General features: G+C 60.6%; 10 protein-coding genes and 1 other annotated feature. Of the genes, 1 reads left to right on the top strand and 9 read right to left on the bottom strand.

Annotated elements, in window-relative coordinates; genetic code table 11:
• Positions 1 to 20 precede the first annotated feature (20 nt).
• The 9 genes from radC to hemL form a co-directional block, all read right to left on the bottom strand.
• Positions 21 to 710 (bottom strand): RadC family protein, encoded by a 690-nt coding sequence (radC, locus tag ACFSR7_RS11020; protein WP_378161415.1) that lies wholly within the window; start codon positions 708 to 710, stop codon positions 21 to 23.
• A gap of 133 nt (positions 711 to 843) precedes the next feature.
• Positions 844 to 1455: a Maf family protein gene (locus ACFSR7_RS11025; protein WP_378161417.1), complete on the bottom strand. Its 612-nt coding sequence runs from the start codon at positions 1453 to 1455 to the stop codon at positions 844 to 846.
• A 49-nt stretch (positions 1456 to 1504) separates the two neighbouring features.
• A complete protein-coding gene (locus ACFSR7_RS11030) occupies positions 1505 to 1747 on the bottom strand; it encodes a DUF4321 domain-containing protein (RefSeq protein WP_378161419.1) in 243 nt (80 codons plus the stop codon).
• Between the two features lie 188 nt (positions 1748 to 1935).
• Entirely contained in the window at positions 1936 to 3858 is a 1923-nt protein-coding gene (locus tag ACFSR7_RS11035) for an SPOR domain-containing protein (protein ID WP_378161421.1), read from the bottom strand.
• Positions 3859 to 4428: 570 nt separating this feature from the next.
• A complete protein-coding gene (gene murC, locus ACFSR7_RS11040; RefSeq protein WP_378161423.1) occupies positions 4429 to 5817 on the bottom strand; it encodes a UDP-N-acetylmuramate--L-alanine ligase in 1389 nt (462 codons plus the stop codon).
• Positions 5818 to 5824: 7 nt separating this feature from the next.
• The gene (locus ACFSR7_RS11045; protein ID WP_378161425.1) at positions 5825 to 7255 is read right to left on the bottom strand and encodes a bifunctional folylpolyglutamate synthase/dihydrofolate synthase; all 1431 of its coding nucleotides are present in this window, start codon (positions 7253 to 7255) and stop codon (positions 5825 to 5827) included.
• A gap of 17 nt (positions 7256 to 7272) precedes the next feature.
• Positions 7273 to 9924, bottom strand: a complete 2652-nt coding sequence (locus tag ACFSR7_RS11050) for a valine--tRNA ligase (protein ID WP_378161427.1) — start codon at positions 9922 to 9924, stop codon at positions 7273 to 7275.
• 141 nt (positions 9925 to 10065) lie between these two features.
• Positions 10066 to 10312 (bottom strand) — a binding site (T-box leader).
• A 224-nt stretch (positions 10313 to 10536) separates the two neighbouring features.
• The gene (locus tag ACFSR7_RS11055) at positions 10537 to 12126 is read right to left on the bottom strand and encodes a LysM peptidoglycan-binding domain-containing protein (protein ID WP_378161429.1); all 1590 of its coding nucleotides are present in this window, start codon (positions 12124 to 12126) and stop codon (positions 10537 to 10539) included.
• A gap of 262 nt (positions 12127 to 12388) precedes the next feature.
• Positions 12389 to 13690, bottom strand: a complete 1302-nt coding sequence (gene hemL, locus ACFSR7_RS11060; RefSeq protein WP_378161431.1) for a glutamate-1-semialdehyde 2,1-aminomutase — start codon at positions 13688 to 13690, stop codon at positions 12389 to 12391.
• An 81-nt stretch (positions 13691 to 13771) separates the two neighbouring features.
• Between hemL and ACFSR7_RS11065 the strand changes: the two genes are divergently transcribed.
• Entirely contained in the window at positions 13772 to 14434 is a 663-nt protein-coding gene (locus tag ACFSR7_RS11065) for a Crp/Fnr family transcriptional regulator (protein WP_378161433.1), read from the top strand.
• Positions 14435 to 14490: the final 56 nt, after the last annotated feature.

A 14490-nucleotide genomic window follows, 5' to 3' on the forward strand; every position in this document is an offset into this window, starting at 1 on the left:
GGACAATCCTGTATATTATATTACATGGAGCCTAGCTCCTTCAAACTTACAAAGCGATTGTCACCGATTACCAAATGGTCGAGCAGTTCGATCCCGACCAGTTGACCGGCTTCGGCAAGCCTCCGGGTAAGCGCTATATCTTCCGCGCTTGGCGTCGGATCTCCGCTAGGATGGTTGTGCGCGCAGATGATGGAGGCGCTGCTGCGGCGTATGGCCGCGCGATAAACTTCGCGCGGATGCACGATAGCCGCGCTCAAGGAGCCGACGGAGAGCGTGTCCATGCCGATGACCTGGTTTTTCGTATCGAGAAACAGACATACGAAGCGCTCTTCCCGCAAATGCCGCATTTCCTCCATCAGCAGTTCCGAAGCGTCCTGGGGACGCTGGATCCGCGGCATTTCGGGCAGCCGAGCGCGGGCCATGCGCCTGCCCAGCTCGATCGAAGCCTGCAGCTCGAGCGCCTTGGCCGGGCCGATCCCCTTGATATGGATGAGTTCGTCCCATGCACGCTCGGCCAGCCTGCGAAGCCCGCCGCATTCGTTCAGAACGCGCTGTGCAAGATGGATCGCGGACTCGTTTTTCGTGCCGGTTCGCAGCAGAATGGCGAGCAGCTCGGCATGGCTGAGCGCCGCGGCCCCCCGGCTTCGCATCCGCTCGCGAGGCCTCTCGTTTTCCGGCATTTCCCTTAACATATAAGCGCGCTGTTCCATATCGAACATTCCCTCTTCCCTATCGACCGCATCGGCTGCGGATATCGGCTCAAGGTCTTCCGGAGGGACGCTACCCCGCGGCCTGGTCGCAGCCGTCGTGCGTCGCCCTTACGAAATCCCTCATCCGATCCGGTCAGGGAAGCTGAAGTCCGAACTCGCCGAGCTGCGCTGCGAGCATGGAGACCGGCAGTCCGACGACAGTAAAAAAGTCGCCTTCGATGCGTTCGACGAGCATCGCGCCAATCTCCTGAATGCCGTAGGCGCCGGCTTTGTCCATCGGCTCGCCCGAATCGACGTACCGGGCGATCTGATCCTTCGAGAGCGCTCGCATGAACACACGCGTGACGCTGTGCGACACGACGGCGCGCCCGGAGGCCGCTTCGATGCAGCACAGGCCAGTGTACACCTCATGAACGCGGCCCGCAAGTCTCGTCAGCATCGACACGGCGTCCTCGCGATCCTTCGGCTTGCCGAGCACATCCCCGTCCAGCACGACAATCGTGTCGCTGCCTACGACGATCGCTCCCGGCGTCTGCGAAGCGCGGTCCAGCACGGCTGAAGCCTTGCGGTGCGCGAGCGCTTCGACGATACGCGCGGGACGCCAGTCCTCGGGCGTATCCTCGTCGGCATAGCTTGGCACGATCTCGACAGGCAAACCGAGCAAACCGATCAATTGCTGCCTGCGAGGAGATGTAGAAGCGAGAACGAGCGTAGCGCGTGTCTCGGATGCTGCATATTGAGTCATGACGGAAATCTTCCTTTCGGGTACGCTTCGCTTTGCCTTATGGCTTTATTTACATCTTTCGGTAAATCCAGACTGCCGCCGCAATGCCTACCATACTGAGCAGGCTTACGTTAAGCGAGATATTGATGTTATAAACGAGGATGAGCAGATCGGCGGAAGGCGACCAGTGTACCTTCACCGTCCGTGTGAGGAAGTCAAGCCCCGGGACGCGCTTCAGCCAGTCCGCGACAAGCGCGCCGGCCAGCATGCCGAGGAATACGAATAAAATTAAAATCCAGCCGTTTTTCTTCACGCTATCTACGTCTCCCGCCATTTTTTGACACTTGCCTCATTATTATACGTGGCCGCGGCGGCACGCACAATGGACAACGCAAAGACAGCCCCTAGGTCGGGGCTGCATATGCGCGCGATGCGGGAAGCCGCGTCAGCAATAGGTCTATAAGGCCATATGATGCGCTTGCGATTATGGGAAAGAGCCGATCAGTCGCCATCCTCGCCGAGTTCCTCGCGCAGCTGGCGTGCGATCAACGCCGCCTTCATCACGGAAGCCTGCACGGTTCGCAAAAGGGCGGCGGACGGTATCTTCGCGTAGGCGGTCCATTGCTCCGCAGCCGTCCCGAGCTGGGTCGCCAAGGCGCCCGCAGGCTTGCTGCGGCTGCCGGACCAAGCAGCTATGTCCGTCGTCGTCGCTTTCCAACGCTTTATGGCAGCTTGCAGATCGGCGGCGGACTGTTCGCTTGGCTGCGACTTTCCTCCTCTTGCCAACAGCTCGGCCGAAGACCCGGCCAGCAAGCGACCGAGCGTATCGCTTTCCTCAAGATACGCTGCCCACGATATCGCCGCAGACGTCTGCGGCAGCGAAAGCGCCCGGTTTTCCAGCGCCTTCGCATATAATTCCTCGTCCGTCAAAACCGCACCCAGCTTCTCCGCCTCGCTTTTATCGGCTGCGATTCCCGCGTAAACGCGGAATCCGTCCGTCGTATCCGTCGCCGCCGCGATGCCTTGGTTCGTCAACGCCTGGACGGCCTCGTTCATGCTGGCTTCGCTCTGGAAAACGCCGTATTGCAGCAGGTAGCTGACGGAGGCAGGGACCTCGGCATCGCCTGCGGCTCCCGCCGTCTTGTTCGGCTGTGCCGCCCCTGATGCACCTGTGCCCTCAGACTTGTCGTCCGTTGCCTTCCCGATCGCCCCAGAATCGGTCTTGATACCGCCCGACGCTGCCGCCGCCCCGCCCGTTGCGGCCGGCTTCAACCCGGCGGACGCCGGATCTGCGGCGCTTCCCGATGGCAAGATCGGCTCCCCGGTGAACAGTGCCAGCACGATGTAACCGAAGATCGCGCCAGTCACGATCGCTGCCGCGATCGAAGCGAAAATGCGCATCCAGGACGGCCCCCCGCGATATCTGCGCGTCTCCCCTCCGTCGACCCATCGCTCCTCCGCATTTAAATAGATTCCCGAATCGGTATGCAGCGAATTAACGCTGTAAGCTTCGCCTTGATTCAGCGAATACGGATCATGGGCATCGATAAGCGGGTAAACATTTTGAACATACGGGTCCGCCGATGCTTGTCGATCTTCTTCATAGGATAATGCAGGCGAAAGCGGCGCTGCCCAGGAAGACGACTTGCGAAAGCCGGCGACGCGGCCGGGCTGCCCAGTCTTCTGGGGGTCCGCGGCAACCGAACGCCCTTCGTTTTGCAAATGACCGCGTTCCCTGTCGCTACCGCGAATCATTTGCTCCAGCGCTTCTACGTCGTCCTGGTAGGGGACAGCCTGCAGGTCGTTCCTGGTCAAATTGCTGCGCGCTGAAGACCGGGTCAGTTGTTCGCGGGATGGATGTTCCTGGTTTGGATGTGCATGGTTTGGATGTGCATGGCTCGGATTTGCGTGGTTCGGACGTGCGTGGTTCGGATGTGCGTGGTTCAGACGTGCATGGCTCGGATGTTCGTGGTTCGGATGTGCGTGGTTCGGACGCGGACCCGACGCATGCGCACTCGAAGGATGCTGTCCGGCGGGGACATTACCGGACAAAACCCTGTCCGCCGTTCTGTCGCTTCCGAACGGAGTCCGCGGCGCGCGCTCGGCCGCCGGGCTGCCTTTCTCCGCCAAGGCGACTTGCGGGCGATCCGCGGCATTGGAATCCGCGGACGAGCGCGCTTGCCCGATATGCGCGCCCTTGCCCGGAAGACGAAATCCGCTGCCCATGTTCTGTGTCTGCTTGTCGGCCTGCGCCGAAAAACCGCGCGGCCTGAAGCCGCGGACTGCCGGCTCCGCCAGCGCTGCGTTCGCGCCTCGCTGCACCGAGTCCTGAATCTCGAAATCCTGCTGAACGGCGCTATCGTTACGGACTTCCCTTGGCAGGTTGCCGTCGAATTTAAAGGTCATTCTGGAAGTTGGCTGCATCTTGGCTTCTCTCCCTGCTTCGTCTATTAATCCTAGTCTATGAACGAATGAGAGAGAATATGATTGCCTGCAATGCCGTCTTCGCCCGCGTCGCCACCACCGCGTAACACTCGCGGGCCTATCCTGCGGGATTGCAATAAAACGATTCCGGCCGACGGCGCATTCGACAGCCACTGCGATGTGTCGGCGGCTTAACGCCTACCGCGTCTTTTCCACCGCGTATTGCCGCCAGCTTCGCTTATCGGCACAACGCCTGCAAATATACATCTTTTTATGCCGAGGTCGGCCCGTTTAAACAGGATAGCTGCAAGCGTGCAGTTATTTTCCTTCATCAGCCCGATTTCAAGCTTGTACTTTGCGTTTGCCTGCACATTTGCAGGTATTTCATCACGTGTCGCTCGTCGGCAGAAAATACATGTACAAATGCAGCTTTTTTGCCCGTTGAACTTCCAAAAAAGCCCCGGTACACCGAAAGCAAGCTTACCATTCCGTATATAGCCGCCCAAATTTTTACGCTACGATCCTCTATAAAAAAGCGCAACGGGGAGATCCCGCTGCGCTACATTTCCGCTATTGCTTCCCCGCCCGATCCCGCAGGATGCGGGCCAGTTCGTCGGCGGACTTCCAAATATCGCCTGCCCCCATCGTCAGCACGAGATCGCCGGGTCTCACGCGCTCGGCGAGCAAGTCGCGAACCTGTTCACGCGTCGGGACGTAAGAGACGTTGGCGTTGCTGTTCTCGGCGATCAACTGGACGAGACGCGAAGACGTGATGCCCTCGATGCGCTTCTCGCCGGCTGGCGAGTAAATATCGGTAATATACACCTCGTCCGCATCGGCGAATGCCCGGCTGAACGCATCCAGTAGGAAGTAGGTACGCGTGTATCGTTGTGGCTGGAATACCGCCAAAATACGTTTGCCCGTCGCCTTGGCCGCCAGGATCGTCGCCTGAATCTCGGTCGGATGGTGCGCATAATCGTCAATGACGAGCACGTCGTTCACGTCCCCGAGCACCTGGAACCGGCGCTTCGCGCCTCTAAATTCCACGATGGACGACGCGATCCGATCGAAAGGCACGCCTGCGTGCAAGCAAACGACGATCGTCGCAAGCGCGTTGTAAACGTTATGCAGGCCTGGTACGGAGAGGCGAACGTGTCCAAGCGTCTCCCCGCCCTTAACCACGTTGAAGGCGGCTTGACGGTCGCCCAATTCGATGGAGACCGCTTTGTAATCCGCTTCTTGATCGACGCCGTAGGTGATCACGTTCGTACCTGCCGCCTGCGGCAACAGCTCCCTGACGTTATCGTCGTCCGCGCACACGACGGCGCACCCTTCGGGACGGACCTGCTTAAGGAATTGCACGTAAGCCGCCTTAAGCTTGCCAAAATCCCCCTCATAGTTCTCAAGATGGTCTGCCTCGATGTTCGTGACGACAGCTACCGCGGGCTCGTACTGGAGGAACGAACCGTCGCTCTCGTCCGCTTCTGCCACAACGTGATCGCCTTTGCCGGCTTTGGCGTTCGTGCCGACGTTCACGATCTCCCCCCCGATAATATAAGTGGGATCCAGACCCGACAGCTCCATGACGAGCGCGATCATCGAGGAGGTCGTCGTCTTGCCGTGCGCGCCGGCTACCGCAATGCCGGTGCGGCTGTTGAGCAGCCGTGCCAGCATCTGCGCGCGGTGAAGCGTCGGAATGTTCAGGCTCTCCGCTTCCACGCGCTCTACGTTGTCCCGTGCCAACGCGGTCGAATAAACGACGAGATTGGCGCCCCGGACGTTGCCGGGTTCGTGCCCGATGTAGATTTCGGCCCCTTTGCTGGCCAGTTTGTCCGTCAATTCCTGCCGGGCCACGTCCGACCCGGTCACATGATAGCCCATTTCCAGCATCACTCTGGCAATGGCGCTCATTCCGTAGCCGCCGATACCGATAAAATGTACGTGTTCAGCCGTTGCCAACGACGCTTCACCAGCCTTTGTCAGAAGTCTTGCGTTCGAGCAGCCATGAGCGGACATCCGCGATCAAATAAAGCGTGCCCGTCACGAGTGTCAACGTATTTTCCTCGGGATCGGCGGCCGCGAGGCTTTGTATTTTTTCGAGCGCTTTGCGCCAATCCGGTTCAACGATGACGGATGCCGCGCCGACCGCATCCCGCCCCGCACGCCGGGCGACATCCGCCAGCGCTTCAGCCCCCATCTTGCGATGATGGTCCGGTTCCGTAACGACAAGCGTACTCACCATTGGTAGTATATGCCTTAAGGCGTCTTCATGATTCTTGTTGGGCATCATGGCGAGCAGCACATTAAGCTTATCGCGCGGATACCCCTGACGTAGCGCCTCCGCCAGGGCGGCCATGCCTTCGGGATTGTGCGCGCCGTCAAGCAAAATCCGAGGCTCGCGACTGACGAGTTCCAGTCTGCCCGGCCAAGACGCCCAGCTTAACCCTTCCCTCAAGTCCGTCTCGTCGACAATAAGCGCATAGTACGTCCGCAGCACGTCGATCGCCATGATAACGGCAGCCGCATTGGTCTGTTGATGCGGTCCGGCCAAGCCGATCCGGACCTCGTCGAGTCCCCTGAACAGATTCCGAAAATCGAAGGCTTGCGTCTCTTCTTGTTTGCCGCGATTTTCATAGGAAAACTGATCGCCCAGCTGATAGAGCGTCGCTTGGCGGGAGACGGCGGTCTCTTTAATAATCGCAGCCGCCTCAGGCTCAAGCGCAGTCGATACGACAGGAACGCCGGCTTTGACGATGCCTGCCTTTTCCCGGGCAATGTCCGCGAGCGTATCGCCCAAAAGATCCATATGGTCATGCCCGACGTTTGTAATAACGCTGACGACCGGCGTAACGACGTTGGTCACGTCGAGGCGCCCGCCCAGTCCCGTTTCCCATACGACATAATCCGGATAAGTCACCGTCGCATAGTAGAGAATCGCCATGGCCGTCGTCAGCTCGAACGCCGTCAGCGGGCCCCATTCGGAATCCGCCAGCTCGTCGGAGAGCGGCTTCAACCGGTTCGCAAGGCGAACGATGACCTCGTCCGGCATCGCCTCGCCGTTGTAATCGATACGATCCGCGAATGAAGTAAGGTATGGCGACGTGAACAATCCGACGTCATACCCGCTCTGCCGCAAGACTGACGCCAACATGGCGCATACGGAACCTTTGCCGTTCGTGCCCGCCACATGAATGAATCTGAGCCGGCGGTGCGGGTAGTTCAGTTTTTCCAGCAGCAGCTCCATCCGCTCGAGACCCGGCTTGATGCCGACGACCGGCGCAAGGCCGGAGATCCAGCCGACCGCCTCGGCGGCGGTACGGAAGGAAGCTTCCCCGCCGTCTCCGGCGGATGTCAGGTCATGAGCGTTCTGAGATGACGCGTCTTGCGAAGTTGTCATGCCTGCGCTCGCCTCCATTAGTTTTTAAGCTCTTCGATCCGTGCCAGCACTTTGTCGCGCTTGTCGCGATAATCGGCGCCCTTCGCGCGCTCCTGCTCGACGACATGGGCAGGTGCCTTCGCGATATAGCCTTCGTTCGCCAGCTTTTTCTCCACGCGGTCGACCTCGGCGTTCAGCGAAGCGAGCTCCTTGGTCAGCCGCGCGATCTCCTGACCGATATCGATCAGGCCTGCGATCGGCAGATACAGCTCGACGCCCGTCACGATCGCGGTCATTGCCTTCTCCGGCGCGGCGAGACTTGCGTCCAACGTCAGGCTCGACGTATTGCAGAACCTCCGCAGATACTCCTCGTTGCGCTTCAGGATGCCTGCGGACGCTTCCGTCGTCGGCTTCGCGAGCAGCTCGACTTTTTTACCCGGCGTTACGCCAACCTCGGCGCGCACGTTGCGCACCGCGCGGATCGCGTCCATGAGCAGTCCCATCTCTTGAACCGCATCGGGCGCGTCGAACGCGGCGTCGTAGGCCGGCCAGGCTGCCAGCGTAATCGTCTCGCCGGCTTCGTGCGGCAGATGCTGCCAGATCTCTTCCGACAGATAAGGCATGAACGGATGCAGCAGGCGCAGCGTACGATCCAGCACATAGGCGATGACCGATTGCGTGCTTGCCTTCGCCGCAGCGTCTTCCCCGTACAGCGTGAGCTTGGCGAATTCGATGTACCAGTCGCACAGATCGTCCCAGATGAAGTTGTAAAGCAGCCGTCCCGTCTCGCCGAACTCGTACGTTTCCATAAGCCGGGTCACGTCGCGCGCCGTCTCGTGGAACCGGTGCAGAATCCAACGGTCGGCCGTAGACAGGCTGCCGGTCAGATCGATATCTTCTACCTTGAAGCCCTCGAGGTTCATCAGGGCGAAGCGTGAGGCGTTCCAGATCTTGTTGGCAAAGTTGCGCGCCTGCTCGACCTTCTCCCAGCGGAAACGAAGATCCTGTCCCGGCGTGTTGCCCGTGGACAGCATGTAGCGCATCGCGTCGGCGCCGTATTTCTCGATAACCTCGAACGGGTCGACGCCGTTGCCGAGCGATTTGGACATCTTGCGGCCCTCGGCGTCTCGCACGAGACCATGGATAAGCACGTCCTTGAACGGCGACTCTCCCGTGAACTCCAGCGCGGTGAAAATCATCCGGGCGACCCAGAAATAAATGATGTCATAGCCCGTAACGAGCACGTCCGTCGGATAGTAACGCTTGAGATCCTCGGTGCTGTCCGGCCAGCCGAGCGTCGAGAACGGCCATAGCGCCGAGCTGAACCACGTGTCCAGCACGTCTTCGTCCTGCACCCAGCCTTCGCCTTCCGGCGCCTCCGTGCCAACGTAGATCTCGTCCGTGCCCTCCTTGTACCAGGCCGGGATGCGGTGTCCCCACCAGAGCTGGCGGGAAATGCACCAGTCGCGTACGTTCTCGATCCAGTGCAAATATATTTTCTCGAAACGATCCGGCACGAAATTGACGCCATTGCCCGAGCGCTGCGCATGAATCGCGGCTTCGGCGAGCGGCTTCATGGAGACGAACCATTGCGTCGAAAGGTACGGCTCGACGACGGCGCCGCTGCGTTCGCTGTGGCCGACCTGGTGAACGTGGTCTTCGATTTGAATCAGGACGCCTTGCGCCTGAAGATCCTTGACGATCGCCTTGCGGCAGTCGGCGCGATCCATGCCCTCGTACGGGCCGGCCTGATCGTTCATTCGCCCGCTCTCGTCCATGACGATGATCTGAGGCAGATCGTGGCGTGCGCCGACCTCGAAGTCGTTGGGGTCGTGCGCCGGCGTGATCTTGACGGCACCGCTGCCGAACGCCTTGTCGACATACTCGTCGCCGACGACCGGAATCTCGCGTCCGATGATCGGGAGCCTGAGCATCTTGCCGATCAGGTGCTTGTAACGCTCGTCCTCGGGATGCACGGCTACCGCCGTATCGCCCAGCATCGTCTCGGGGCGCGTCGTCGCGACCGTCAGATGGCCGCTGCCGTCTGCGAGCGGGTACTGCAGATGGTAGAGATGACCGTTCACTTCTTTGTATTCGACTTCAATGTCCGAGAGCGCGGTCTTGGCGGCCGGATCCCAGTTGATGATACGCTTGCCGCGGTAGATCAGGCCCTTGTCGTAAAGGCGCTTGAACACCTCGCGAACCGCCTTGGACAACCCTTCGTCAAGCGTGAAGCGCTCGCGGGAGTAATCCAGGCTGAGGCCCATTTTGGACCATTGCTTGCGGATCGAGCCTGCGTACTGCTCCTTCCAGTCCCAGACGCGCTCGAGGAACTTCTCGCGCCCGAGATCGTAGCGGGACAGACCCTCTTCGCGAAGCGTGCTCTCCACCTTCGTCTGCGTGGCGATGCCCGCGTGGTCCGTACCCGGCACCCACAGCGCGTCGAAGCCCTGCATCCGCTTGAAGCGGATGAGGATGTCCTGCAGCGTCAAATCGAGCGCGTGGCCGATGTGCAGCATGCCCGTCACGTTGGGCGGCGGGATGACGATCGTGTATTTGGGCGCGTCCGGTCTCAGGCCGGCTTTGAAAAATCCGCCTTCAAGCCAAGCATCGTACCATTTCTGCTCGGCGCCGGTCGGGTCGTACGTAGTTGGCAGTTCAAGGGGTTTGTTTTGATTGATGTCGCTCATTAGTTCACAACCTCCAGGGACGTGGATCAGACGATTTGCGATCGGCCTTCGGCACTTCGCGCTCCCGCTCGGGCAGGGACGGCGCCGCCGAAGCGCTCGGGTTCAGGGCGAGACCCCGAAAAAAAGCAAAAACCTCCCGCCGCAAAGGACGAAAGGTTGAACTTCCGTGGTACCACCTTCATTCCGCATCTTCCATCCGGACAGTATGCGGCTCTCGAACGCAAGATAACGGCTGCGGCCGTCCCGTTCTACGGCGTGCTCGGTTCGAACGGGAAACTCCAGGGCGACTTCGGCAGCTTACTTCCTGCGGAACCTCGCAGCGCTGCAAGGCAGCGGTTCCGCTCTCTGAAGGGTACGACTGCTTACTGATCCCTATCCATGTCTTATTTCCCTATCATACCCGTACGGCTACATGCAGTCAACCTGCTGGCGGCAGCGGCTGGAGCTGACGGGCGAGCGACTCGGACCGGAAGGGCGAGCGACTCGGCGAGACAACTGAGGGTTCGGGCGAGGGAAGGACTGGACCGGACTCGGGCGACGCGAGGGGCCGAGTGGGCGGAACGCGAAGACGCCCCGCGGCCATGGCGGCCGCAGGGCGAACTGATTCGTTTCTTAAGGGATATAGAGCACTTGCCCTTCCGCCAGATGCGGATCGGGAAGCCTGTTGTACAATTGCAGCTCGCGGGACTGCAGCTGGTACTTGCCAGCGATGCCGTCGAGCGTATCCTCGCGCTGCACAATCACCATTTTCACCTTGCGAAACGATTGGCCCGCATCCTTGGCGAGGAACAGACGCGTCCATTCGATCTCGTCTCCCGTGGCACGGTTATTTTGCAGATTCTCGGGCGGCGCGGCTAGCCTTGCTTCTTCGGCCGCCTTCAGACCGGCCTCGCGAATCGCTCCTTTATCGCCCAGCTGAGACAGGATACCGACGCCAAAAGCCGACTCCGACCCGCTCGGCCCCTTACCGGACAATCCCAGTTTCGGTCCGGCCGGGTCCGGCTGGCGTTGATCGTACTTGGACGTATCGTCGGCTTCGACCGCTTCCGCCTGATCTTGCGCGACTGCGTCGCTCTCGGCACCAGGCCACACGGGCGGCGCGGAGATAGTCGTTTCGTACACCTGCGGATAGCTTGACGGCTCGGACTGCGGAGGAACGGTCTCGGCTGGCGCGATGAACTCCGCCGGCTCCTCCTCGAGACGCTGATAGGCGAGCAGCCGCTCCCAAGCTTCGGCCTCCTCCTGCCTGTCCCGCTCTTCCTCCAGCTGCCTGTTGCGTTCCGCCTGTGCAGACGCCTCAAACGCTTCACGTTCGGCTTTTGCCCGCTCCGCAAGCTCATAGGCTCGGGCTTCCTCGGCGGCGCGCGCCTCGGCCTCCGCCCTCGTCGCTTCGGCGAGCTGCCGCTCCAGCGCCTCGGCGGCGAACTGGGCAAGCTCCTGCTGCCGGAGCAGCGCTTCCTCGCGAGCTCGCGCTTCGGCTTCGGCGCGCGCTCGCTGCTGCTCGTACCAGACGGGCGATGCGGACGCGTCATGAGCGGCGCTCGGATCCGTCCAAGCAGGCGGCAAGTATACCGGACCGGGCTGTGCGTAGACCGGCGCTTGAGGCGGGTTGCCCGCGGAAAAAGGTGCATCCGTCCGACCTGCTTCCGGCGTACTGCCGAAAGTCTCGCTTTCACCAACTTCCTCCGCCTGTTCGAAAGCAAAATCGCCAAGCGGCGGCAGCGCGAAGGCTTGACTGATTTCGTCGCGCTGATCCGCTTCAGGCGCCGACACCCGCTCCGGCGCGTCGTGCGCGACCGTAAATTCGTCCTCGCGCCATACCGGCGCTTCTCGGACCTCCGTCTGCACACCCCGCAAGCCGAGCACGCCCGTAACGTTCAGCGAGCGCTCGGTGAGCAGATCGACGTCGAAATGGTCGATCTCGACGTCCAACTCTTCCAACTGGCGCACGCGGCTCTGCGGCAAGGAGATTTCGACCGGGATGCGATGCTCCAGCGTGCCCGCCGCCTCTGCCTCGCCGATCGCCCGGTAAGTACCGCTGAGCAGCAAATATCCCCTCAGCAGCACGCTATCTTCCTGTTCCAACGCCTCGATGTGCGGCGACAGCTCGATCTCCTCGAGCGTATCGATGGACAAGGCATCGCTGGCCAGCTGCACCCGTTCATAAATATCGAATCTCAAACCGTTCGACGAATCCGTCACGACAGGTCTCCCCCTCTCGGCATAGAGTCCCTGCTTCCCCGGCAGCAACGGCCGCTCCGCTGCAACTGGCAGCAACAGCCGTATGCCTGACATGCGATTCCAAGATCTCCGACGTCGACACGCGAAGAGGCCGGTTCAAGCCTCTGTTCCCGCGAGCCCTGGAGCATCCGCTGCCCGAACCGCCCGGAGGCAGGCTTCACTCCCTATCTATCTATATGCTCTAAAAAGGTGGGCATGCCTATGGACTTTCGGGTCGTCGGGATTAAAACTTGCCGAGTGCGGCGCGGTGCGCCGCGATCGTCTCGTCGATGTCGTCCTCGCTATGCGCGATGGACAGGAACCAGCCCTCGAATTGGGAAGGCGGCAGATTGACGCCCTGATCGAGCATTCTGCCGAACAAAGTCTTGAATCGCTCCGTGTTCGATTGCTTCGCCGTCTCGAAGTTGATGACCTGCTTGTCCGTAAGGAACGGGCAAACCATCGAGCCGACGCGGTTGATCGTCATCCCGATGCCGTACTCGCGCGCATTGGCGTCGAGCCCCGCTTGCAAACGCATGGCAAGTCGCTCCAAACGCTGATAAGCGGTCTCATCGAGCAGCTTGAGCGTGGCCAGCCCCGCCGCCATCGCAAGCGGGTTGCCCGACAGTGTCCCCGCCTGGTAGATCGGCCCGACCGGCGCCATCCGCTCCATCAGTTCCCGCCGGCCGCCGTAGGCGCCGACCGGCAGACCGCCGCCGATGACCTTCCCGAGGCAAGTCAGGTCGGGCGTGATTCCGTAAAGCCCTTGGGCGCAGTTCAAGTGCACGCGGAAACCCGTCATGACCTCGTCAAAAATAAGCAGGCTGCCATGCTGCTTCGTTACGTCCCGCAGGCCTTGCAAAAAGCCGGGCAGCGGAGGGACGACGCCCATGTTGCCGGCAACAGGCTCCACGATGATCGCCGCGATCTCGTCGCCGTACCGCTCGAATGCGAGCTTGACCGATGCGAGATCGTTGTACGGAACCGTAATCGTGTGGGACGCGATGCTCTCCGGAACACCCGGGCTGTCCGGCAGGCCGAGCGTTGCTACGCCGGACCCGGCTTTAATCAGAAGGCTGTCGGCGTGGCCGTGGTACGAGCCCTCAAACTTTAAAATTCGGCTGCGGCCGGTATAACCGCGCGCCAGCCGGATGGCGCTCATCGTCGCCTCGGTCCCCGAGTTGACCATGCGGACCACCTCGATCGACGGCACGCGGGCGCATACAAGCTCCGCCATCTCCGTCTCCAGCTCGGTAGGCGCGCCAAAACTCGTTCCTTTTTCCGCGATCCGCTTGATCGCTTCGACGACTTCCGGATGGGCATGACCTGCGATCAAAGGCCCCCAGGACAGGACGTAGTCGATATAGCTCTGACCGTCAATATCGGTAATGCGGCTGCCTTGGCCGCGTTCAATAACGACCGGCGTCAAGCCGACCGATTTGAACGCGCGAACCGGACTGTTAACGCCGCCGGGGATAGATCTTTTGGCCCGCTCGAATGCCGCTTTGGACTTGGAATCCGAGCGGATTTGACGCGATTCGCTCATTTTTGGCACACCTCTGCTATCTGGAATGGAAAAGACTATGGTAAACTGATTCATCAAATGTGCTGCAATGGGGGCTCCATCATGATTCAATGGCTGAAAAAGGTGTCTTTATTCGATAAACTCAGCGATTCCCAGCTTGATCATATATCGCGCATCGCGAGGCGGCGCAGCCTAGCGGCGGGCAGCATCCTCTTTCAGGAAAAGGATCCTGGCAACGTCTTCTACGTCGTGCTCAGCGGATCGATCAAGCTCTTCACGCGCAGTGCCGGCGGCGACGAAAAGGTGTTGTCCGTCGTCGCGGGAGGCGACAGCTTCGGCGAGCTTGCATTGCTCGACGGTCTGCCTCGCTCGGCATCCGCTAGGACGCTCGAGCCGTCGCTCGTGCTGGAAATCGCCAGCGACGATTTTATGCGGCTGCTGGAATCGCACTTCGATATTACGAAGGGCATCCTTGCCGAACTGAGCCGGCGCCTCAGGCAAACGAACGAGCACGTGAGCGATCTGACCTTCCTGGACGACCGCACGCGCGTGCTCAAGAACCTGATCAATCTCGCCAACCAGCACGGCAAGCGCGACGGTATTTTCATCCGCATCCATCTTGCGCTCAACTACGACGAGCTCTCGCAATTGGCCGGCGTATCCAAGCAAGTATTGTCCGAGGTGCTCCGCGAGCTCGAAGCCAAAGGCGTGCTCGCCTTCGGCTTGAATCAGTACACGCTTAACTTGACCAAGCTGCGGGGCTGAGGCAGCTGTGTGCCGCTAATCCTGGCTAAGACCTTCAGGCTCGCCGGCAAATTAGC

The sequence above is a fragment of the Cohnella sp. GCM10020058 genome, from assembly GCF_042683485.1.
Classification (GTDB): Bacteria; Bacillota; Bacilli; order Paenibacillales; family Paenibacillaceae; genus Cohnella.

Bases quoted from the DNA above. Each gene is read 5' to 3' on its own strand.
- radC (WP_378161415.1), bottom strand. From the start codon at position 710: ATGGAACAGCGCGCTTATATGTTAAGGGAAATGCCGGAAAACGAGAGG.
- ACFSR7_RS11025 (WP_378161417.1), bottom strand. From the start codon at position 1,455: ATGACTCAATATGCAGCATCCGAGACACGCGCTACGCTCGTTCTCGCT.
- ACFSR7_RS11035 (WP_378161421.1), bottom strand. From the start codon at position 3,858: ATGCAGCCAACTTCCAGAATGACCTTTAAATTCGACGGCAACCTGCCA.
- ACFSR7_RS11045 (WP_378161425.1), bottom strand. From the start codon at position 7,255: ATGACAACTTCGCAAGACGCGTCATCTCAGAACGCTCATGACCTGACA.
- ACFSR7_RS11050 (WP_378161427.1), bottom strand. From the start codon at position 9,924: ATGAGCGACATCAATCAAAACAAACCCCTTGAACTGCCAACTACGTAC.
- hemL (WP_378161431.1), bottom strand. From the start codon at position 13,690: ATGAGCGAATCGCGTCAAATCCGCTCGGATTCCAAGTCCAAAGCGGCA.
- ACFSR7_RS11065 (WP_378161433.1), top strand. From the start codon at position 13,772: ATGATTCAATGGCTGAAAAAGGTGTCTTTATTCGATAAACTCAGCGAT.